The sequence below is a fragment of the Micrococcus sp. MS-ASIII-49 genome (assembly GCF_000946635.1).
Lineage (GTDB): Bacteria > Actinomycetota > Actinomycetes > Actinomycetales > Micrococcaceae > Micrococcus > Micrococcus luteus.
Genome location: NZ_JXSP01000046.1, coordinates 1 through 20,124, shown reverse-complemented (window position 1 = coordinate 20,124; position 20,124 = coordinate 1). Strand labels below are relative to the sequence as shown.

At 73.6% G+C, this 20,124-nt stretch carries 18 protein-coding genes and 1 pseudogene; 10 read left to right on the top strand and 9 right to left on the bottom strand.

Translation table 11 applies throughout. From position 1 onward, the window contains the following. Positions 1–66: 66 nt before the first annotated feature. Positions 67–1,014 carry a neutral zinc metallopeptidase gene (locus SJ20_RS03290; protein WP_044658937.1) on the bottom strand — a complete coding sequence of 316 codons (948 nt, stop codon included), beginning with the start codon at positions 1,012–1,014 and terminating at the stop codon, positions 67–69. 122 nt (positions 1,015–1,136) lie between these two features. On the opposite strand from SJ20_RS03290, the gene abc-f reads away from it, so the two are divergent. Next, entirely contained in the window at positions 1,137–2,735 is a 1,599-nt protein-coding gene (gene abc-f, locus SJ20_RS03285; RefSeq protein ID WP_044658936.1) for a ribosomal protection-like ABC-F family protein, read from the top strand. Between the two features lie 30 nt (positions 2,736–2,765). On the opposite strand, the gene SJ20_RS03280 is transcribed toward abc-f, so the two are convergent. The 3 genes from SJ20_RS03280 to SJ20_RS03270 are packed head-to-tail and all read right to left on the bottom strand — an operon-like array spanning position 2,766 to position 4,515. Then, entirely contained in the window at positions 2,766–3,683 is a 918-nt protein-coding gene (locus SJ20_RS03280; protein ID WP_036315243.1) for an SURF1 family protein, read from the bottom strand. Next, complete coding sequence (locus SJ20_RS03275) at positions 3,680–4,051, bottom strand: hypothetical protein (RefSeq protein WP_036315240.1); 372 nt, start codon at positions 4,049–4,051, stop codon at positions 3,680–3,682. Before SJ20_RS03275 ends, SJ20_RS03280 begins: the two co-directional genes overlap by 4 nt. Further along, a complete protein-coding gene (locus tag SJ20_RS03270) occupies positions 4,048–4,515 on the bottom strand; it encodes a DUF3099 domain-containing protein (RefSeq protein ID WP_044658935.1) in 468 nt (155 codons plus the stop codon). Before SJ20_RS03270 ends, SJ20_RS03275 begins: the two co-directional genes overlap by 4 nt. 171 nt (positions 4,516–4,686) lie before the next feature. Between SJ20_RS03270 and SJ20_RS03265 the strand changes: the two genes are divergently transcribed. Beyond that, on the top strand, positions 4,687–5,433 hold the full coding sequence (locus tag SJ20_RS03265) for a beta-ketoacyl-ACP reductase (protein WP_036315234.1): 747 nt from the start codon (positions 4,687–4,689) through the stop codon (positions 5,431–5,433). Between the two features lie 37 nt (positions 5,434–5,470). After that, positions 5,471–6,229, top strand: a complete 759-nt coding sequence (locus SJ20_RS03260; RefSeq protein WP_036315231.1) for an SDR family oxidoreductase — start codon at positions 5,471–5,473, stop codon at positions 6,227–6,229. 73 nt (positions 6,230–6,302) lie between these two features. Here SJ20_RS03260 and serB read toward each other — a convergent pair whose 3' ends face one another. Beyond that, positions 6,303–7,139, bottom strand: a complete 837-nt coding sequence (gene serB / locus SJ20_RS03255) for a phosphoserine phosphatase SerB (RefSeq protein WP_036315229.1) — start codon at positions 7,137–7,139, stop codon at positions 6,303–6,305. Between the two features lie 86 nt (positions 7,140–7,225). Here serB and SJ20_RS03250 point away from each other — a divergent pair, with 86 nt between their 5' ends. The 6 genes from SJ20_RS03250 (at position 7,226) to SJ20_RS03225 (ending at position 12,347) form a co-directional block, all read left to right on the top strand. Further along, positions 7,226–8,050 carry an ABC transporter ATP-binding protein gene (locus SJ20_RS03250; RefSeq protein WP_044658934.1) on the top strand — a complete coding sequence of 275 codons (825 nt, stop codon included), beginning with the start codon at positions 7,226–7,228 and terminating at the stop codon, positions 8,048–8,050. Next, entirely contained in the window at positions 8,047–8,892 is an 846-nt protein-coding gene (locus SJ20_RS03245) for a sulfite exporter TauE/SafE family protein (protein ID WP_044658933.1), read from the top strand. Before SJ20_RS03250 ends, SJ20_RS03245 begins: the two co-directional genes overlap by 4 nt. Beyond that, on the top strand, positions 8,885–9,727 hold the full coding sequence (locus SJ20_RS03240; RefSeq protein WP_044658932.1) for an RNA methyltransferase: 843 nt from the start codon (positions 8,885–8,887) through the stop codon (positions 9,725–9,727). The genes SJ20_RS03245 and SJ20_RS03240 overlap by 8 nt, the downstream gene beginning before the upstream one ends. A 109-nt stretch (positions 9,728–9,836) precedes the next feature. Next, on the top strand, positions 9,837–10,094 hold the full coding sequence (locus SJ20_RS03235; protein WP_002855042.1) for a type B 50S ribosomal protein L31: 258 nt from the start codon (positions 9,837–9,839) through the stop codon (positions 10,092–10,094). Between the two features lie 103 nt (positions 10,095–10,197). Next, a complete protein-coding gene (locus SJ20_RS03230; protein WP_044658931.1) occupies positions 10,198–11,256 on the top strand; it encodes a biotin/lipoate A/B protein ligase family protein in 1,059 nt (352 codons plus the stop codon). A 137-nt stretch (positions 11,257–11,393) separates the two neighbouring features. Continuing rightward, the gene (locus SJ20_RS03225) at positions 11,394–12,347 is read left to right on the top strand and encodes a hypothetical protein (RefSeq protein ID WP_036336847.1); all 954 of its coding nucleotides are present in this window, start codon (positions 11,394–11,396) and stop codon (positions 12,345–12,347) included. Positions 12,348–12,428: 81 nt separating this feature from the next. Here the strand turns inward: SJ20_RS03225 and pepN are convergent, their stop codons facing one another. Beyond that, complete coding sequence (gene pepN, locus SJ20_RS03220; protein WP_044658930.1) at positions 12,429–15,077, bottom strand: aminopeptidase N; 2,649 nt, start codon at positions 15,075–15,077, stop codon at positions 12,429–12,431. A gap of 103 nt (positions 15,078–15,180) precedes the next feature. After that, a complete protein-coding gene (gene glgC, locus SJ20_RS03215; RefSeq protein ID WP_044658929.1) occupies positions 15,181–16,425 on the bottom strand; it encodes a glucose-1-phosphate adenylyltransferase in 1,245 nt (414 codons plus the stop codon). 113 nt (positions 16,426–16,538) lie between these two features. Here glgC and glgA point away from each other — a divergent pair, with 113 nt between their 5' ends. Beyond that, the gene (glgA, locus tag SJ20_RS03210; protein WP_044658928.1) at positions 16,539–17,735 is read left to right on the top strand and encodes a glycogen synthase; all 1,197 of its coding nucleotides are present in this window, start codon (positions 16,539–16,541) and stop codon (positions 17,733–17,735) included. Positions 17,736–17,811: 76 nt separating this feature from the next. Here the strand turns inward: glgA and SJ20_RS03205 are convergent, their stop codons facing one another. Together SJ20_RS03205 and SJ20_RS03200 are read right to left on the bottom strand one after the other, a co-directional pair. Further along, positions 17,812–19,935: an acyl-CoA dehydrogenase gene (locus tag SJ20_RS03205; protein WP_044658927.1), complete on the bottom strand. Its 2,124-nt coding sequence runs from the start codon at positions 19,933–19,935 to the stop codon at positions 17,812–17,814. Next, positions 19,932–20,124: pseudogene (locus tag SJ20_RS03200) on the bottom strand (TetR/AcrR family transcriptional regulator); the annotation flags it as partial. The gene SJ20_RS03205 and the pseudogene SJ20_RS03200, both read right to left, overlap by 4 nt.

Below are 20,124 nucleotides of genomic sequence, written 5' to 3'. Positions count from 1 at the left end.
AGGTGACGGGCCGCCGTCGTGGTGGGGGAGTGCGGACGGGCCCGCAGGCACCCCGGGGCTCGCGGCTCAGATGTCCAGGGAGGAGGCCCGGAACGTGTCGCACTGACGGATGTCCGGCTCCTGCTGGGAGCTCTGGTAGCCGCGCATGAACCAGGCCATGCGCTGCTCAGAGGTGCCGTGCGTGAACGCCTCGGGGTCCACCCGACCGGTGTGGGTGGACTGGATGCGGTCATCGCCCACGGCGGAGGCCGCGTCGATGGCCTGGCGCAGCTGGTCCTGCGAGATCGGCTTCAGGAACGGCGCGCCGGACTCGGGGTCCACGGTGGAGGCGGCGTGCCCGGCCCACATGCCGGCGAAGCAGTCGGCCTGCAGCTCCGCGCGCACGGCGCCGGAGGTCGGGCCAGTGGTCCCGTCCCTGGAGTGCTGCAGGTAGCCGGTGACCTGCTGGACGTGGTGGCCGTACTCGTGCGCCACGATGTACTCCTCCGCCAGCGGCCCGCCCTCGGCGCCGAAGTCGGTCTGCAGCGTCGCGAAGAACGCGGTGTCGAAGTACATGGACTCGTCCGCCGGGCAGTAGAACGGGCCCGTGGCCGAGGAGGCGCTGCCGCAGCCGGTGCTCACACCGCCCTGGAACAGGGTGAGCTGCGGCTGGCGCCACTGGATGTCCGAGAACTGCGCGAGGTACTCGCCCCAGAACTCGTCCGCGGCCTCGGTGGTCGCGATGACGCGGCAGTCCGTGTTCTGGTTGGCGTCCGCACCGCTGGCGCACTCCTCGTCCGAGAGGGGCTGGCTCTGGCCGCCCGAGCCCGTCTGCTGCTGGTACTGGCTCTGGCCGACGGACCCGCCACCCGTGTCGATCCCGAGCTGCTCGGCCAGCCCGGGGGCGAAGATCGCGAGCAGCAACGCGAGCAGGCCGCCGCCACCGCCGATGGCGATGCCCCGGCCCCCCAGCCCGCCGCCACCGCCCGATCGGGCCCGGCCGGCGTCGATCTGCACGTTCTCGTTGAAGCTCATGGGGCCAGAGTGTAGACGGACTAGACTGGCCCGGCACCGCACTGGCCCCCGCCCGTCGAGATCGGCCGGGCCCCGCCGGTGCACCCCTGTCCTTCCCTCGACCCCTGGAGTCTGACACCCCCATGCTGACCGTCACCGATGTCGAACTGCGCGTGGGCGCCCGTCTCCTCATGGACGAGGTGAACTTCCGCGTGGACAAGGGGGACAAGGTCGGCCTCGTGGGGCGCAACGGCGCCGGCAAGACGACGCTGACCAAGGTCCTGGCCGGCGGCGGGCAGCCCACGGCGGGCACCGTGACCCGGACCGGTCGCATCGGCTACCTGCCCCAGGACCCCAAGGTCGAGGACATGGACCAGTCCGGCCGTGACCGCATCCTCTCCGCCCGCGACCTGGACCAGACCATCCGCCGCATGCGCGAGGCCGAGGCCGGGATGGCCGCCGTCGACGACGCCGAGCGGGAGCGTGCGATGAACCGCTACTCCCGCCTGGAGGCGGAGTTCGAGGCCCGCGGCGGCTACGCGGCCGAGTCCGAGGCCGCCCGGATCACGTCCAACCTCGGCCTGCCGGACCGCGTGCTGGACCAGCCGCTGCACACCCTCTCCGGCGGCCAGCGCCGCCGCGTGGAGCTCGGCCGCATCCTCTTCTCCGACGCGGACATCATGCTGCTGGACGAGCCCACCAACCACCTCGACCACGACTCGATCGTGTGGCTGCGCGACTACCTGAAGACCTACTCCGGCGGCCTCCTGATGATCTCGCACGACGTGGAGCTCATGGAGATGACCGTGAACAAGGTCCTCTACCTGGACGCGAACCGGCAGACCATGGACGTCTACAACATGACGTGGAAGAACTACCTCGCCCAGCGCCAGCAGGACGAGGCGCGCCGCCGCCGGGAGTTCGCCAACGCGGAGAAGAAGGCCTCGGCCCTCATGGCCCAGGCCGAGAAGATGCGTGCCAAGGCGACCAAGGCCACCGCCGCGCAGAACATGATCAAGCGCGCCGAGCGGCTCATGCGCGGCGTCGAGGGCGAGCGCGCGGTCGATCGCGTGGCCGCGATCCGCTTCCCCACCCCGCAGGCCTCCGGCAAGACGCCGCTGCGCGCCGAGAACCTCTCCAAGTCCTACGGCTCGCTCGAGATCTTCACGGGAGTGGACCTGGCGATCGACCGCGGCTCGCGCGTGGTGATCCTGGGCTACAACGGCGCCGGCAAGACGACGCTGCTGCGCATGCTCGCCGGGGAGGAGACCCCGGACACCGGCGAGGTCCAGGCGGGCCACGGGCTCAAGCTGGGCTACTTCGCCCAGGAGCACGACACCCTGGACCAGGACGCGTCGGTCCTGGACAACATGCGCCACGCCGCCCCGCAGCTCGGCGACACCCAGGCGCGCACGCTGCTCGGATCGTTCCTCTTCCAGGGCGACGACGTCGACAAGCCCGCCCGCGTCCTCTCCGGTGGCGAGAAGACCCGCCTGGCGCTGGCCACGCTCGTGGCCTCGAGCGCGAACGTGCTGCTGCTGGACGAGCCCACGAACAACCTCGACCCCGCCAGCCGCGAGGAGATCCTGAACGCGCTGCAGCAGTACGAGGGCGCCGTGGTGCTCGTGACCCACGACGAGGGCGCCGTCGAGGCGCTCGACCCCGAGCGCGTGGTGCTGCTGCCGGACGGGGTCGAGGACCTCTGGAACGACGACTACAGGGACCTCATCACCCTCGCCTGAGTGCGCGGGCCGCCGAGGCGGAGGGCGGGCTCAGTCGAAGAGCGCGTCCTCGGCCTCCTCGTCCGTAAGCCGCCCGTCGCGCCGCCGCCGGGCCGGCTTGGCGCGGGGGACCCGGTGCGCGGAGAGCAGCCCGTCGTCCGCGGCGTCGTCGAGGGCGTCGGCCCGGTCGTTGCGGGCGCGCATCCACGCGGAGTACCCCCACACCCCGAAGCCCATGGCCGCGAACAGGTACCACTGGATCGCGTAGGACAGGTGCGGGCCCTCGTCCAGGGTGGGCTCGACGAGCTTCTGCGGCATCGACTCCACCGCCGGGTCCTCCGTGACCATGATCCCGTAGGCCGTCCCGGCCACGGGCCCGCCCACGGTGTCGGCGATCTCGGCGAGATCGATCGAGGGCACCTGGCCGTCCGGGGCGTCGCGGTCCAGGGCCGGCTCCCCGGGCTTGACCCGCACCACGACCTCGGCGTGGCCGGCGGGCGGGGCCGGCACGGCGTCCGGCTGACCCGGGCTGTTGCCCACCGGGAGCCAGCCGCGGTCCACCACGACGACGGGGCCCTCGTCCGTCCGGAACGGCACGAGCACCTCGTAGCCGGGCTGGCCGGCGCGGGGACGGTTGCGGACGATGAGCGTCTCGTCGACGAGGTACTCGCCGGTCAGTGTCACAGGCGTCCACTCGTCCTCGGTCTGGAACGCGGTGAACAGCCGGGAGGCCTCGGCGAACGGGACCGGGTCGTCGTCGTAGTTCTCCAGGACGCGGTTGACGCGGTGCTGGACCTCCACGCGGCGGTCCCACTGCCACTGGGCGAGCGCATGGCACAGGAACGCGAAGAGGATGCACAGCACGAAGCCGAGGATCCACGGGCCGGTGGCGAGGAAGCCGAAGCGCAGGGGAGGCAGGCGTTCGGCGTCGCGGGCGGTCGGGGCCGACATGGGTGCGGGGGTGCTCATGGGCGCGGGGGCTCCTGCGGGGTCTCGGGCGTCTCGACCTCGGGCGCCTCCGTGGCGGGCGGGTCGAGTGGGCGGGAGCGCCGCAGGAAGCCGCGGGCGCTCAGGAAGTCGTCCAGGAAGGGTCGATGGTCCGCGCAGGCCAGCCAGGTCTTCACGCGGTCCGGGGCGTGGACGCGCGGGTTGTTCCACTCCAGGGCCCAGGTCGCCTCCGCGGTGCACCCGCGGCGCGAGCAGACCGGCCGCTCGGGCCCGTCCGCTGCGGCGTGCGGGGATCGGGCGGCGGAGGCACCGGCGGCGGGGTCGAGGCGGCCGGACGCGAGGGCGCCCAGCAGGTCCATGCCCGGCTCACCCGGGCCCGCCCCGATCACGCGGCGCCCCGTCCGGGCAGGCCGGGACCGCCGGCGGACGAGGACCCTCGGCCCAGCGCCCGGGGCGCACGGTCGCGCGGGTCGTCCACGAGGTCGCCGGTGAGCACGACCGGCTTGGGCGCCGCCGTGTCGTCGGGGCGGGGGGCCAGGGCGGGTCCCTGGGCGGGCACGGCGTGCAGGGTGCCGGCCTGCTGCGGGCCGGTGTTGTTCACGCGCACGACGGCGACGTAGGGCAGCACGACCGCGCCGAGGATGAACCCGAGCTGCCACCAGCCGTGGGTGAAGAGCGCGGCGACGAAGCAGGCGGTGCGGAGCAGCATCTGGACCAGGTAGACCTTCATGCGCGCCTCCCGGTCCGCGCTGCGGCCGGCGGCGGCGGTGGTGACCCCCTGGACCTCCGGTGTCGTCCCGCGCCCGGCGCGGGCGGGACGGCCGGCTCGGGAGCCGGCGGCGGAGCTGGTCATGGCGCATCCTCCTGGCACGTCGCGCCCTGCGGAGGGCCCCCGCGTGGCCGCGGACGTAGAGTGGTGGTTCACATGCCGGCGCGCCCGCCCTCGGCGGCGTCCCGCAGGACGGCGTCGACGGCGCCGCGCCGGTGCTTCAGTCTAGTCCCGTCCCGTCCGGAAGGTGTTCCCATGGCCGATCAGACCACCACGCCCGCAGCGGACGCGCAGGCCGCCGGCCGCAGCGTCCTCGTCACGGGGGGCAATCGCGGCATCGGCCTGGCCATCGCCCGGGCGTTCGCCGCGCACGGCGACCGGGTGGCCATCACCTCCCGCTCGGGGGAGGGGCCGGAGGGGGTCCTCGCGGTCCGGGCCGACGTGACGGACGCGGCCTCCGTGGACGCGGCCTTCCGCGAGGTCGAGGAGGTCCACGGCCCGGTCGAGGTGCTCGTGGCCAACGCCGGCATTACCCACGACCAGCTGCTGCTGCGCATGTCCGAGGACGACTTCACCTCGGTGATCGACACGAACCTCACCGGCGCCTTCCGCGTGGTGCAGCGCGCCACCAAGGGCATGATGCGCCTGAAGCGCGGACGCATCGTCCTGGTCTCCTCCGTGGTGGGCCTGCTCGGCTCGCCCGGCCAGGTCAACTACGCCGCCTCCAAGTCCGGCCTCGTCGGGATGGCCCGCTCGATCACGCGCGAGCTCGGCGCGCGCGGCGTGACCGCGAACGTCGTGGCCCCCGGCTACATCGACACCGAGATGACGCAGTCCCTCGACGACGAGCTCAAGGCCCAGTACAAGACGTCCATCCCGGCCGGCCGCTTCGCCGCCCCGGAGGAGGTGGCCGGCGTCGTGCGCTGGCTGGCCTCGGACGAGGCCGCGTACATCTCCGGGGCCGTGATCCCCGTGGACGGCGGCCTGGGCATGGGCCACTGACGACCACCGACCGCTGAGCAGACAGGAAGCACAGAACATGACCGAGCAGGACCTGGCCGGACGCGGCGTCGTCGTCACCGGCTCCTCCCGCGGCATCGGAGCCGCCACCGCCGAGCTGCTGGCCGCCCGCGGCGCGGGCGTCGTGGTGAACTACCGCCAGAAGGCGCCGCGCGCGAACAAGGTGGTGCAGAGGATCGAGGACGCCGGCGGCCGCGCCGTGGCCGTGGGCGGCGACGTGACCGTCGCCGAGGATCGGGCCGCGCTGCTGGACGCCGCCGTGGAGCACTTCGGCTCGCTCGACGTGCTCGTGCTCAACGCCTCGGGCGGCATGGAGTCCCAGTTCGGCGAGGACTACGCCCTGAAGCTCAACCGTGACGCCCAGGCCGCGCTGGCCGACGCCGCGCTCGAGCGCATGGGTGCCGGCGGGCAGATCGTGTTCGTGACCTCCCACCAGGCGCACTTCATCGACGAGGTCGCCACGATGGACTCCTACGAGCCCGTGGCCCGCTCCAAGCGCGCCGGCGAGGACGCCCTGCGCGAGCGCATCCCCGCGTTCGCAGAGAAGGGCGTGGGCTTCGTGGTGGTCTCCGGCGACATGATCGAGGGCACCATCACCGCCACCCTGCTCGACCGCGCCGAGCCCGGTGCCATCGAGGCCCGCCGCGAGGCCGCCGGCAAGCTCTACTCCGTGGAGGAGTTCGCCGCCGAGATCGCCTCCCTCGTGGGCCGCGAGGACCTCGAGGTCGGCCACACCGAGCTCGTGGGCGGCGCCGAGGACTTCCTCCAGCAGAACTGAACCGCACCACACCCCTGACGACGAGGGCCGGATCCGTGGGATCCGGCCCTCGTGACCTCCGGGAGCGGACGCCTCAGAGACCGAGGAGCCACCGCAGGGGGGTGAAGGAGGGCACGTCGACGACGACGTCCGCGTGCTCCCGGAGGATCGGCTTCGCGCACAGCGCCACGCCGCAGCCGGCCGCCTCGAGCAGATCGATGTCGTTGGCGCCGTCGCCCACGCCGACGGCCTGCTCGGGGGTGAGCCCCGCGTCCTCGGCCCAGGCGCGCAGCATGGCGGCCTTCGCCGCGCGGTCCACGACGTCGCCGAGCACCTTCCCCGTCAGGTGCCCGTCCCGCACCTCGAGCTCGTTGGCGCAGTAGGCGTGCACGCCCCACGCCTCGGCCAGCGGGGCGAGCACCTGGGTGAAGCCGCCGGAGACCGCGCACACCCGGCCGCCGGCCGCGGTGACGGCCTCGATCAGCGCGAGGGCTCCGTCGGTGGGCCGGATGGCCCGCACCACGTCCGCCACGACGCCCACGGGCAGCCCCGCGAGCGCCTCGACGCGCGCGTGCAGCGAGGCGGCGAAGTCGAGCTCACCGCGCATCGCCCGCTCCGTCACCTCGGCGACCTCGGCCTCGCGGCCGGCGTGGGCGGCGAGCAGCTCGACGACCTCCTGCCGGATCAGCGTGGAGTCCACGTCCGTCACCACGAGGGGCGCCGGCGCGGCGGCGACCGTCGCCGGCACCGTGAGCACGTCCCACCCGGAGCCCGGCTCCGGGGCCGCCGCCCACTCGTCCGCGGCGAAGCGCCAGCCCAGCAGGCCGTCGTCGGTGAGCCGTTCGGCGTCGTCGGGCACGCCGGCCGGGGGCGCGTCCGTGACGAGGAGGGCGGGGTCGGCGGTGACGACGAGGCGGCGCAGGGTGCTCATGCGCGGCATCCTAGGCGGGGGTGCGGGCGCGGCCGGGCGTGCGTCGCATCGGCGACGCGCCGGCCGGCCGGACTAGGCTGGCCCCCATGACCACCCCCGCGCCTCCCGACGACTGGTTCCTCCCGGACGAGGACGCCGTGCTGCAGATGCGCCGCGTGCGCGTGCGCCGCGGCACCACCGACATCCTCGGCCCCCTGGACTGGACGGTCCGCGCGGGGCAGCGGTGGATCGTGATGGGCCCGAACGGCGCCGGCAAGTCGACGCTGCTCCAGCTGGCCGCGGCCCGCCTGCACCCGACCGCCGGCGACGTCGGCGTGCTGGACGAGGTGCTCGGCGCCGTCGACGTGTTCGAGCTGCGCCCGCGCATCGGCCTGTCCTCCGCCCAGCTCGCCGCCCAGGTGCCCGCGAACGAGACCGTGCAGGACGCCGTCGTCACCGCCGCCTACGGGATCACCGGCACGTGGCGCGAGCGGTACGAGACGGAGGATCGCGCCCGCGCGCTCGGCCTCGTGGCGACCTGGGGGCTCTCCCGCCTCGCGCACCGCGCGTTCGGCACCCTCTCCGACGGTGAGCGCAAGCGCGTGCTCATCGCCCGTGCCCTGATGACCGACCCCGAGCTGCTCCTGCTGGACGAGCCCGCCGCGGGCCTGGACCTCGCCGGGCGGGAGGACCTCGTGCGCCAGCTGACGGCGCTCGCCACGGACGAGGACGCGCCCGCGCTGATCCTCGTCACGCACCACCTCGAGGAGGTGCCCCCGGGCTTCACCCATGCGCTGCTGCTGCGGGACGGCGGCGTCGTGGCGGCCGGGCCCATCGAGTCGACGCTCACCGAGGAGCACCTCTCCGCGGCATTCGGCACGGACCTGAAGGTGACCCGCACCGGCGGTCGGTACACCGCCGTGGCCCGGTGACGGGGCTGCTGACCGCGCAGCTGCTGGGCATGGACCTGTGGCAGGTCCTGCTCGTGCTGCTCGCGGGGTTCTGGGCCGGCACGATCAACTCGGTGATCGGCTCGGGCACGCTCGTCACCTTCCCGACGCTCGTGGCGGTCGGCTTCCCGCCCGTGACGGCTCAGGTCTCCAACGCGATGGGCCTGGTGGCCTCGGGCTTCTCCGGCACGTACGGGTACCGCCGCGAGCTGGCCCAGTCCCGGGTGCTCCTGCCGAAGCTGACCGTCGCGTCGCTGCTCGGCGGGGTCATCGGCGCCGCCCTGCTCACCACGCTGCCCCCGGCCGTGTTCGGCTACGTCGCGCCGGTGCTGCTCGTGGTGGCCCTGACGGTCGTCGTGCTGCAGCCGCGCATCCAGGGGTGGGTCCGGCGTCGGGCGGAGGACCAGGGGCCGACCCCCGGCGCGGACTCTCCCGTGCCGGTGGGCCCCGTGACCCCGACGCTGTGGACGCTCGTGTTCCTGACCGGCATCTACGGCGGCTACTTCGTGGCCGCCCAGGGCGTCATGCTCATGGCGATCTTCGGCGTGCTGCTGGTGGGCGGCACCCTCGTGCACGCCAACGCGGTGAAGACGTGGCTGTCGCTGGTGGTCAACCTCACCGCCGCCGCGTTCTACCTGGTCTTCGCCTTCGACCGCATCGACTGGCGGGCCGTCCTGTTGATCGCGCTCTCCTCGCTCGTGGGCGGGCTCGTGGGCGCGCGGATCGGGCGGCGCATCTCGCCGACGGCGCTGCGCGTCACCATCGTGATCGTGGGCCTGGCCGGGCTGGTGGTCATGGTGATGCGGCAGGTCTCGGGTGGGTGAGGGCGGGACCCGCGAGGTGCGCCTGGAGCGGATCGAGGACCTCGCCGACCCCCGCCTGGCCCCCTACACGACCATGACGGACGCGGCCCTGCGCCGTCGCGTCGACGCGGAGCACGGCGTCTTCCTCGCCGAGTCCTCCCAGGTGGTCCGCCGCGCGCTGGACGCCGGACACACCCCGCGCTCCTTCCTGCTGGGGGACCGCTACCGCGGTTCCTTCGCGGACGTGCTCGCCGCCCACCCGGACGTCCCGGTCTTCACCGGACCCGACGACGTGCTCGAGGCCCTCACCGGGTTCCACCTGCACCGCGGCGCCCTGGCCGCGATGGACCGCCCCGCACCCCGGCCGCTCGCCGACGTCCTCGCGGGCGCCCGGCGCGTGCTCATCGCCGAGGACCTCGTGGACCACACGAACCTGGGCGCCGTGGTGCGCTCCGCCGTCGCCCTCGGCTGGGACGCCCTGCTGCTCACCCCGCAGGCCGCCGACCCGCTGTACCGGCGCGCCATCCGCGTCTCGATGGGCACGGTGTTCCGCCTGCCGTGGGCGCGCCTGCCCGGTCCGGTCGCCCAGTCGCTGCCCGCGCTGCGGGCGGCCGGGTTCGCGGTGGCCGCCCTCGAGGTGACGGAGCAGGCCGTGGGCCTGGACTCGCCGGAGATCGAGCCGCTGCGGACCGCCGAGCGCCTGGCCCTCGTCCTCGGCCAGGAGGGGCCGGGGGTCCGCCCCGAGACCCTCGCCCAGACCGACGCCGACGTCGTCATCCCCATGCCCGCCGGCGTCGACTCGCTGAACGTGGCCGCGGCCGCGGCGGTCGCGCTGTGGGAGCTGCGCGCGCGCTGACCGGCCCGGGTGCGGTAGAGTTGGCGGCTGGCCCGCCGTCCGGCGGACCCCCTGACCACACCTCTCGCGCCCCTGGTCCCAATCAGGCGGCTGACACGAAGGATGCACCATGAAGTCTGAGATCCACCCGGATTACCGCTACGTCATCTTCAACGACCTCGCCTCCGGTGAGAAGATCCTCACCCGCACCACCGCGAACTCCGACAAGACCGCGGAGTGGACCGATGGCAACACCTACCCGGTGATCGACGTCGAGATCTCGGCCGCCTCGCACCCGTTCTACACGGGCAAGCAGCGCATCATGGACACCGCCGGCCGCGTCGAGCGCTTCAACGCCCGCTTCAAGGGCTTCGGCGGCAAGAAGTGACCGCGGCGGCCTGAGCCGCACGCACAGCACGACGACGGGCCCCGCGCCCCCGGAGCGATCCGGGCGGTGTGGGGCCCGTCGCGTCGCCCGTAGGCTGACGGGCATGAGGACTCTCCACGGTGAATACAAGGTGATCGGCGGCAAGCTGGTCGCGGCGGACCTGAGCCTCGCGGACGGCCGGATCGCGACCGCCAGCATCAACGGTGACTTCTTCCTCGAGCCGGACGAGGCGCTCGAGGACCTCAACGCGGCGGTGACCGGGCTGTCCGCGGACGCCGAGCATCGCGTCATCCGGGAGGCCGTCGAGCGGGGTCTGCGACCCGAGGCCGAGCTGTTCGGCGTGGACGCCTTCGCGGTCGCCTCGGCCGTGCGTCGCGCCCTCGGCAAGGCGACCACGTGGGAGGACCACGAGTGGGAGGTCATCGGGCCGGAGCCGATGCCGATCGCGCTGACCTTGGCCCTGGACGAGGTGCTCACCCGACAGGTGGCCGAGGGACGTCGCAAGCCGACCATGCGCCTGTGGCAGTGGAACGAGCCGGCCGTGGTGATCGGCGCCTTCCAGTCGCTGGCCAACGAGGTGGACCCCGAGGGGGCGCGGCGGCACGGCATCAACGTGGTGCGGCGGATCTCCGGCGGCGGCGCGATGTTCATGGAGGCGGACAACTGCGTCACGTACTCGATGCACGTGCCGTCGTCGCTGGTCGACGGGCTGGAGACGGCGGAGACCTACCCGTTCCTGGACGAGTGGACCATGGACGCGCTCGCCCGACTCGGCGTGCAGGCGTTCTACCAGCCGCTCAACGACATCGCCACGGACCAGGGGAAGATCGGCGGCGCCGCGCAGAAGCGGGTGGGCACGGCCGGACTGCTGCACCACGTGACGATGAGCTACGACATCGACGCGGACAAGATGCTCGAGGTGCTGCGCATCGGCCGGGAGAAGCTGCGCGGCAAGGGGGTGGCCTCGGCGAAGAAGCGGGTGGACCCGCTCCGCCGCCAGACTGGCGTCTCCCGCGCCAAGATCTGGGAGACCATGATGACCACCTTCCAGGAGCGCTACGGCGCCCGCCGCGTCGAGCTGGAAGAGGCCACCCGCGAGGAGGCCGAGCAGCTGGCCCGCACCAAGTTCACGACCCCGGAGTGGACGGCGCGGGTGCCCTGAGCCACCTGACGGCGTCCCGGCACCGTCCGGCACGCTTCCGTCCGGGGGCGGTTTGCGGTGGTATTCGACGTGAATACCGCCCGAAACCGCCCCCGACGCGTCGAGGTGTGGCGGGGCGGCTCTGTCAGGATCGGACCATGACCCCCGACGACGACGCCCCCGTCCGCCTGATCGCCCGCTCCGACGCCCCGCGGCGCCCACGGTCGACCGTGGACGTCCACTGCGCCCTCGAGCTGGAGCTCGCCTCCGGCCGCCGCGTGCCTCTGCTCACGGACCGCGGCTGGAGCGCGGACGGCACGTGGGACCTCGTCACGGTCCGCGACCTCGACGAGGCCGCCGCCACGGTGACCGGGCCGGACGAGCCGGGCGGCGGCCGCACGCCTGCCCAGGAGGAGACGCGACACTGGGACGCGCTGGCAGCGGTCGCGGCCGAGGCCGGGGTGCCGGTGGGGGCCGCAACGTTGCGCGAGCTGCCGCTGGTGGGGGAGACCTCGCCCGAGCTGGCCGCCCTCGTGGACCGGGCGCACCGCGAGGCCCGCGCCCTGAACCGGCTGCTCGGCGTCCACCCGCTGGCCCTCGGCACGCTCGCGCCGGCCGACGTGCTGGGCGCCGACGCGACCGCCGCGCTGCGGACCGGACTGGCCGCGGGACTCGGCGTCGCGCCGACGGCGTGGGAGGACCCGGGCGTCGTGCTCGCGCCCGCCGCGGACGCCGACCCGGAGCTGCTGCACGTGGTCCTGCTCCACACGACCGCGGTGGTCGCCGGGCCACCCGCACTCGTGGCCCGCCTCGCGGACGCCGACGTCTCCGACCTGCTCGACGACGCCTCCCTCGGCGCGCACCTGCGCGGCCCGGTGGAGGACGTGTCGGCGGCCTGGCTCCACGCGGCCGACCGGCAGGCGCTGTCTCTCGACCCGGACGGCGGGGCCGCGCACGTGGCGCGCCACGCCGAACTGACGGCCGTGCTGGAGACGCGGCCCGTCGTCGTCGAGCGGGTGGGGATGCGCGACCGGGACGCCCAGCGCGCCGCCGACGCCGTGGGCCTGCGCCGGGTGGGCCGGGAACGCGTGCTCCGCGTCGCCGCGCCCTGAGCTGGAATGGTCACGACACGCCGTCTGTCCCGCAGGGACGCGGCGTGTCGTGACCACTCCGGGCTGGACCGGGCCGGCGGCTCAGCCCGCCGGCTGCACCGCCTGCACGCGCAGGGACCGCCGCAGGGCGTCCGTGTGCTCCACGACCAGGCGCCGCAGGGCCCCCGGGGCGTCGGGGTGCTCGTCCAGCCAGCGCTGGGCCGCGGCCAGCGTCGGGTGTGACTCCTGCGCGTCGGCGCCGCCGGCCACCGCGTCCTGGCGGGCCGGGAACAGCCCGCCGATCGCGCGCGAGGCCAGCCCGTTGGATCGTGAGGCCCACACCGAGGTCAGGCGCGGCCAGAAGCCGGACTCGTAGGGGGCGAGGAGCTCGACCCCACCCGCGGCGAAGCCGGCCGCCGTGGCCGAGAGCAGGTCGTTGGACAGCTCCGTGCCGGTGGCCGTGCGACCGGACATGACCGCCTCCCACGCCGCGGCCTTGACCTCGGCATCGGGGCGGGCGGCCGTGGCGAGGCGATGCCACGTGACCGTCTGGGCGGTGCGGCCGGCCTCGAGCTCCGCGTCCAGGCGGTCCTGGTCGGCCCGGCCGGTCGCGGCGAGGGCCTGGAGCACGAGCCAGCGCAGCTCCGCGTCGATCGCCAGGCCCGGCGCCGACGTCGCCGCGTCCTCGCCGAGCAGGGCGGCCTCGAGGGCCGCGGCCATCCCGACGTCGGCCCGCGCCAGCGTCGCCCACGTGCGGGCCGCGGTGCGCTGGCGGTCGGAGCCGGCCTCGAGCGTCCGGGTCTGTTCGGCCAGCACCTCGCCCACCAGGGCGCGCAGCGCGTCCCGGTCCTCGGCGCGGGCGTACTGGCCCACGGCCGCGGCGGCCTGCGCCAGCACCTGCGCGTGCACGCCCACGGTCGCGATCCGCGCGGACAGCGTCGCCACCGCGTCGAGGAACCGGGCGACCGGCAGCTCGCCGTCGCGGGTCATCGACCACAGGGCGGCCCACACGGTGGCCTCCGCGAGCGGGTCCGCGATGGGGTGGGTCAGGGCCGCGCGCAGCGACCCCGCATCGAGCGCGACGGCGGCGTAGGTGAGGTCCTCGTCGTTGGGCAGCACGAGGCGGACGCCCCCGGGGACCTCGAGGTCCGGCAGGGGCACGGCCGCGCCCTCCGCCCCGCCCGGCACGTCGGCGGTGACCTGGGCGGTGCGGCGCAGGACGCCGTCCTGCCCGGGCGTGAAGACGCCGACCTTCAGCACGTGCGGGCGGAGGATCGGCCCGCCCGTGACCGGGTCCGCGCCCTCCTGGCGCAGCACCGGGGCGTCGCCGTCGACGTCGACCCGCAGCCGGGGCACGCCGGAGGTGTGCAGCCACGCGTCCGCCCACGCGCGCATGTCCCGCCCCGAGGCGGCCTCGAGGACCGCCATGAAGTCGGCGAGGGAGGCGTTGCCCCACGCGTGGGCGGCGAAGTAGCGATGTGCGGCGTCGAGGAACGCGTCACGGCCCACGTAGGCGGCCAGCTGCTTGAGCACGGAGGCGCCCTTGGCGTAGGTGATCCCGTCGAAGTTCTGACGGGCGGCCTCGAGGTCGACGATGTCCGCGACGATGGGGTGCGTCGTCGGCATCTGGTCCTGCACGTACGCCCAGGCCTTGCGGCGGGACGCGAAGGTCACCCACGCGGTCCGGAAGTCGGTGGCCTCGTCCACGCCGAGGGCGCCCATGTAGTCCGCGAACGACTCCTTGAGCCACAGGTCGTCCCACCAGTGCATCGTCACGAGGTCGCCGAACCACATGTGCGCCATCTCGTGCAGGATCACGTTGGCGCGGCCCTCGTACTGGACCGCGGTGGCCCGCGAGGTGAACACGAAGTCCTCGGTGAAGGTCACGAGGCCCGGGTTCTCCATGGCGCCGAGGTTGTACTCGGGCACGAACGCCTGGTCGTACTTGCCCCACGGGTACGCGACGCCGAAGAGGTCGTGGAAGAACGTCAGCCCCCGCTTCGTCACGTCGAACACGGCCTCGGGGTCGAACGCGTCGGCCATCGTGCGCCGGGTGAACAGCCGCAGCGGCACGGCCTGCGCACCGCTGGCCGGGTGACCGTCCCAGGCGTCCTCCCACTGCGCATAGGGGCCGGCGAGCAGCGTCGTGATGTAGGTGGACTGGGGGAGCGTCGGGGCGAACTCCACCCGGACGACACCGTCCCCGGTCGGCGTCCGGGAGACCTCCGGCCGGTTCGAGGCCAGCACCCAGTCCTCGGGTCCGGTGAGGGAGAAGGTGAAGGCGGCCTTGAGGTCCGGCTGCTCGAAGTCCGGGAACACGCGGCGCGCGTCGGCGGGCTCGTACTGGGTGTGGAGGTAGACCTCGCCGTCGGCGGGGTCCGTGAAGCGGTGCAGGCCCTCGCCCGACCGGGAGTACACGGACCGGCCGACCAGCTCGACCACGTTCTGCGCCGCCAGGTCGGGCAGCAGCACCCGGGCCTCGCCCACGACCTCGGCCACGTCCAGCGCCGTGCCGTTGAGGGTCACCGACTCCACGCCGCCGTGGATCCAGTCCAGGTGGGTCTGCGCGCCGGGCTCGGCGCACGCGAAGCGGATCACGGTGCGGACCGGATAGGTGTCGGCGGCGGCGTCCCGGGCGTCGGAGAGGTCCACGTCCACGACGTAGTCCTGCACCGTGAGCAGGCGGGAGCGGTCCGCGGCCTCCGCGCGGGTGACGTTGGTGGCGTCGAGGTCGGGGGTGGTGTCGGTCAAGGCGAGCCTCCGGTCGGGGATCCAGCGGGGACGGCGACGCGCGGACACACCGGGGCGTGCCCGCGCGTCGGCGGTGGTCCGGGACCGGCGGCCCGGGGCCGCGTCAGTGCGGCGTCGGGACGGGCTGGCCCTTGGAGAGCACCGTCAGCCCGGATTCTGTCACGGTGTAGCCGTTCGCCTCGTCCTCCGCCCGGTCGAAGCCGATGCGCGCGCCCGGGGGCACGACCACGTTCTTGTCCAGGATCGCGTTGCGCACGTGGGCCCCCTCGCCGATCACGACGGAGTCCAGCAGCACCGACTGCTCCACCCACGCCTCGTTGTGCACGCGCACGTCCGTGGAGAGCACGGACTGGGCCACGGTGCCGCCGGAGATGACCACGCCCTGGGAGAGGATCGAGTCGTTCGCCGAGCCGGGGCGGCGGGTGGACGAGCGCACGAGCTTGGCCGGCGGGGAGACGGACTGGCGGGTGTAGAGCGGCCACTCGCGGTTGTAGAGGTTGAACTCCGGCCACGGCTGCACCAGGTCCATGTGCGCGTCGTAGTAGGAGTCCAGGGTGCCGACGTCCCGCCAGTAGTGCTTGCCGGCCGTGCCGCCGGGCACCTCGTTGGCGGTGAAGTCGTACACCCCGGCCTCGCCGCGCTCCACGAACAGCGGGATGATGTCTCCGCCCATGTCGTTGTTCGACTCGGGGTTCTCCTCGTCCTGGTTCAGCGCCGCCACGAGGGCGTCCGTGTCGAACACGTAGTTGCCCATCGAGGCCAGGAACTGCGTGGGGTCGTCCGGCAGGCCGGGGGTCGTCTCCGGCTTCTCCACGAACGCCGCGATCCGCGTCCTGTCCTGCGGGTCCGTCTCGATCACCCCGAACGAGGAGGCCAGCTCGAGCGGCTGGCGCACCGCGGCCACGGTCGCCTTGGCGCCCGAGGCGATGTGCTGGTCCACCATCTGCTGGAAGTCCATGTGGTAGACGTGGTCCGCGCCGATGACGACGACGATGTCCGGCCGTGCGTCGTGGATCAGGTTCATGGACTGGTAGATGGCGTTCGCGCTGCCCGTGAACCAGTCCTTGCCCCGGCGCTGCTGCGCCGGCACGGAGGCAACGTAGTTGTTCAGGAGCGTGGACATCCGCCACGTCTCGGAGATGTGGCGGTCCAGCGAGTGCGACTTGTACTGCGTCAGCACCACGATCTCGCGGTACCGGCTGTTGACCAGGTTGGAGAGCGCGAAGTCGATGAGGCGGTACGTGCCGCCGAACGGGACGGCCGGCTTGGCACGGTCGGCCGTCAGCGGCATCAGGCGCTTGCCCTCACCGCCCGCCAGCACGACCGAGAGGACCTTCTTCTGCACCATCTGTGTCACTCCTCGTGAGCCGGGTCGTCGCGACCCGCACGCGTGCTCGGGGCGTGCGGGGCATCCGTGCCGCCAGACTATCGACCCCCGCCGGGCTGAACTAGGTTGGGGGCGTGCGCATCGACATCGTGAGCAAAGAGTTCCCCCCGTCCATCTACGGCGGTGCCGGCGTCCACGTCGCCGAGCTGACCCGTGTCCTGGCCTCCCGCGCCGACGTCCGCGTGCACGCCTTCGGCGCGCCGCGCGACCCGGACTACCACGGGGCCCGCGTCCTGACGTACCCGAACCCGCCCGGGTTCGACGCCGCCAACGGGGCCGTGCAGACCCTGGCCACCGACCTCACGATCCTCGGCGACCTCGAGGGCGCCGACGTCATCCACTCCCACACCTGGTACGCCAACCTGGCCGGCCACCTCGGCAAGCTCCTGCACCAGACCCCCCACGTCCTCTCCGCGCACTCCCTCGAGCCGCTGCGCCCCTGGAAGGCGGAGCAGCTCGGCGGCGGCTACGCCCTGTCCAGCTGGGCCGAGCGCACGGCGTACCTCGGGGCGGACGCGGTCATCGCGGTCTCGGACGGCATGCGCCGGGACATCCTGGCCTGCTACCCGGACGTGGACCCGGCGAAGGTGCACACGGTCCACAACGGCATCGACACGCAGGTCTGGACCCCGCAGACCGGCACCGCCGCACTGGAGAAGTACGGAATCGACCCGGACAAGCCCTCCGTCGCGTTCGTCGGCCGCATCACGCGCCAGAAGGGCGTGCCCCACCTGCTCCGTGCGGCCCTGCGGCTGCCGGAGGACGTCCAGCTCGTGCTGTGCGTGGGCGCCCCGGACACCGCGGAGCTGGCGCACGAGGTGAACGAGTTGATCTCCGAGCTGCGGCGCACCCGCCAGGGCGTCGTCGTGATCGAGGGGATGATCCCGCGCCACGAGGTGATGGAGATCCTCACGGCCGCCACCGTGTTCGCCTGCCCCTCGGTCTACGAGCCGCTGGGCATCGTCAACCTCGAGGCGATGGCGTGCGGCACCGCCGTCGTCGCCTCCGCCGTGGGCGGCATCCCGGAGGTCGTGCAGGACGGCGAGACCGGCCTGCTCGTCCCCTTCGAGCAGGTCGACGACGGCACGGGGGCGCCCGTGGACGAGGAGAGGTTCGCCGCCGACTTCGCGGCCGCGCTCACCCGCGTCGTGGAGGACCCGGAGCGCGCCCGCGCGATGGGTGAGGCCGGCCGGGCCCGCGCGATCGAGCACTTCTCGTGGGAGACCATCGCGGAGCGCACGATCGAGGTCTACGAGGCCGTGCTGCGCTGAGCCCGCCCGACCACGCACACGGGCCCCCGCCACCGCGAGGTGACGGGGGCCCGTGTGCGTCCGGGGACGGCCACGGTCAGCCGCGGCGACCCCGCGCCGCCTTCTCGCGGGCGCGCACGGCCTTCTCGTCCTCCGGCTCCTCGCCGGCGGCCCGGCGGGCCGTGAACCAGGCGTGGGCCTCCTCCTGGCGCTGGGTCTCGGCGTCCGTGGCCACCGCCATGCGCAGGTGCTCGGGCTCGAGGCCGAACGACTCGACGAGCTCGAGGGCGAAGGGGCGCAGCCGCTCGGCCAGCCGGTTGACGTAGCCGCGCAGGGCCCGGGCGCGCTGGCTCGAGACGCGGCCGTGGGCCACGAACCAGCCGAGGTCGTCCTCGATGAGGCGCAGCGCGAACAGGTCGCGCAGCCACGTCAGGACGGTCTTCGTGGTCTCATCCGTGATGCCCTCCAGGGCGCGGGTGAAGGCCTCCCACTGCAGAAGCTCGCCGTGGTTGCGGGCGGCCTCGATGAGCTCGTGCTGGCGCGTGTTGAACGCCTCCGCCTGCGCCGCCTGGCCCTTGCCCCGGGCCCCCGAGAGGGTGCCGGCGATGTCGGCGGTCTTGGCACGGACGCGCTCGGTGAGCAGCTCATGCTGGACGGCGGGGTCCTTGAACCAGTTCGCCGAGCGGCGCTCGGACCCGCCGTCGGCCACGGACTGGACGGCCTTGTGCAGGCCCGCACGGTGGAGGGCGTCCGAGGCCTGATGGACCACGTAGCGGGAGACGGCGCCCACATTGAGACGTCCGAACTCCTTCGAGTAGTCGGTCAGCAGACGCTTGCCCACGAGCTGCAGGAGCACCGTGTTGTCGCCCTCGAACGTGACGTACACGTCCAGGTCGGCGCGCATCTGGGCCACCCGGTTCTCGGCGAGGAACCCGGCGCCGCCGCACGCCTCGCGGGCCTCCTGCAGGGTGTCCAGGGCGTGCCACGTGGTCAGCGGCTTCACGGCCGCGGCGAGCGTCTCGAGCTCCTGCCGGTCCACGTCCGTGTCGGAGCGGCCGGAGAAGACGTCGTCGAACTTCTCGACGAGCTCGTTGGAGGCGAAGGCGTCCGCGTAGGCGCGGGCCAGGCGGTCGATGAGGCGGCGCTGGTGGTTCTGGTAGTCCAGCAGCACCTCCTCCCGCTGCGGGTCGGAGGCCTTGAACTGGCGGCGCTGCTCCGCGTAGGCCAGCGCACCGTGCAGGCCGAGGAAGGAGGCCGTGGTGGCGGCGAGGGACAGGGAGACGCGGCCCTGGACGAGCGTGCCGAGCATCGTGAAGAAGCGACGCCCGGGGGAGGCGATGGGCGAGGAGTAGGTGCCGTCCTCGGCCACGTCGCCGTAGCGGTTGAGGAGGTTGGTGCGCGGGATGCGGACCTGAGTGAAGTGCAGACGGCCGTTGTCGATGCCGTTCAGTCCGCCCTTGAGGCCGTCGTCCTCGCCGCCCACGCCGGGCAGGAAGGCGCCCTCCTCGTCCCGGATGGGGACGTAGAAGCAGTGCACGCCGTGGTTGACGCCCCGGGTGATCAGCTGCGCGAAGACCGTGGCCGCCCTGCCGTGCAGCGCGGCGTTGCCGAGGTAGTCCTTCCAGGCGCCCTTGAACGGGGTGTGGATGACGAACTCCTGGGTCGCCTCGTCGTACGTGGCGGTCGTCGCGATCGAGGCGACGTCCGAGCCGTGCCCGATCTCGGTCATGGCGAAGGCGCCCGGGACGCTCAGGTCCATCGCGCCCGGCAGCCACCGGCGGTGGTGCTCCGCGGTGCCCAGGTGCAGGATCGCCGAGCTGAACAGGCCCCACTGCACACCGGCCTTGATCTGCAGGGAGGGGTCGGCGAGCACGAGGTCACCGAAGGCGGCGAGGTTGCCGCCGTGGTTGTCCTCGCCGCCGAACTCGCGCGGGAAGGCGCGGTGGACCGCGTTGCGCTCCACGAGGACGCCCAGCTGCCGCAGGACGCGGGCGCGGTGCTCGTCCATGCCGAGCAGCGGGTCGCGCCACAGGGCGGGATCCTTGACCAGTTCGCGGGATTCGCGGCGCTCCGCGGCCCAGCGGCCGAGGAGGGCCTCCTCGAGGGCCGCGGCGTCGAGGGAGCCGGGCGTCGGCCGCTCGGGCGCGATCTCGGCGACGTCGGAGGGAACCTCGGTGCTGGGCGTCGAGGACTGGGGGGCGAGCTTCTCGTGGACGGTCATGACGATGCTCCTGTTCGTGAGTGGGGGCGGGCGCGGTCGGCGTCCGCCGCCGCGGGTTCGAGGGCGGCGCCGGGCGCGGCGCCGATGAGGCCGGTGAGCAGCCAGTCGGCGATGGCGCGGGCCATCGCCTCGACCGGGATGCGACCGGCGGCCGGGGTCCGCAGCCAGGTCTCGGCGGCGGCCCGGACG

Bases quoted from the DNA above. Each gene is read 5' to 3' on its own strand.
- SJ20_RS03290 (WP_044658937.1), bottom strand. From the start codon at position 1,014: ATGAGCTTCAACGAGAACGTGCAGATCGACGCCGGCCGGGCCCGATCG.
- abc-f (WP_044658936.1), top strand. From the start codon at position 1,137: ATGCTGACCGTCACCGATGTCGAACTGCGCGTGGGCGCCCGTCTCCTC.
- SJ20_RS03280 (WP_036315243.1), bottom strand. From the start codon at position 3,683: ATGAGCACCCCCGCACCCATGTCGGCCCCGACCGCCCGCGACGCCGAA.
- SJ20_RS03270 (WP_044658935.1), bottom strand. From the start codon at position 4,515: ATGACCAGCTCCGCCGCCGGCTCCCGAGCCGGCCGTCCCGCCCGCGCC.
- SJ20_RS03265 (WP_036315234.1), top strand. From the start codon at position 4,687: ATGGCCGATCAGACCACCACGCCCGCAGCGGACGCGCAGGCCGCCGGC.
- SJ20_RS03260 (WP_036315231.1), top strand. From the start codon at position 5,471: ATGACCGAGCAGGACCTGGCCGGACGCGGCGTCGTCGTCACCGGCTCC.
- serB (WP_036315229.1), bottom strand. From the start codon at position 7,139: ATGAGCACCCTGCGCCGCCTCGTCGTCACCGCCGACCCCGCCCTCCTC.
- SJ20_RS03250 (WP_044658934.1), top strand. From the start codon at position 7,226: ATGACCACCCCCGCGCCTCCCGACGACTGGTTCCTCCCGGACGAGGAC.
- SJ20_RS03235 (WP_002855042.1), top strand. From the start codon at position 9,837: ATGAAGTCTGAGATCCACCCGGATTACCGCTACGTCATCTTCAACGAC.
- SJ20_RS03230 (WP_044658931.1), top strand. From the start codon at position 10,198: ATGAGGACTCTCCACGGTGAATACAAGGTGATCGGCGGCAAGCTGGTC.
- SJ20_RS03225 (WP_036336847.1), top strand. From the start codon at position 11,394: ATGACCCCCGACGACGACGCCCCCGTCCGCCTGATCGCCCGCTCCGAC.
- glgC (WP_044658929.1), bottom strand. From the start codon at position 16,425: ATGGTGCAGAAGAAGGTCCTCTCGGTCGTGCTGGCGGGCGGTGAGGGC.
- SJ20_RS03205 (WP_044658927.1), bottom strand. From the start codon at position 19,935: ATGACCGTCCACGAGAAGCTCGCCCCCCAGTCCTCGACGCCCAGCACC.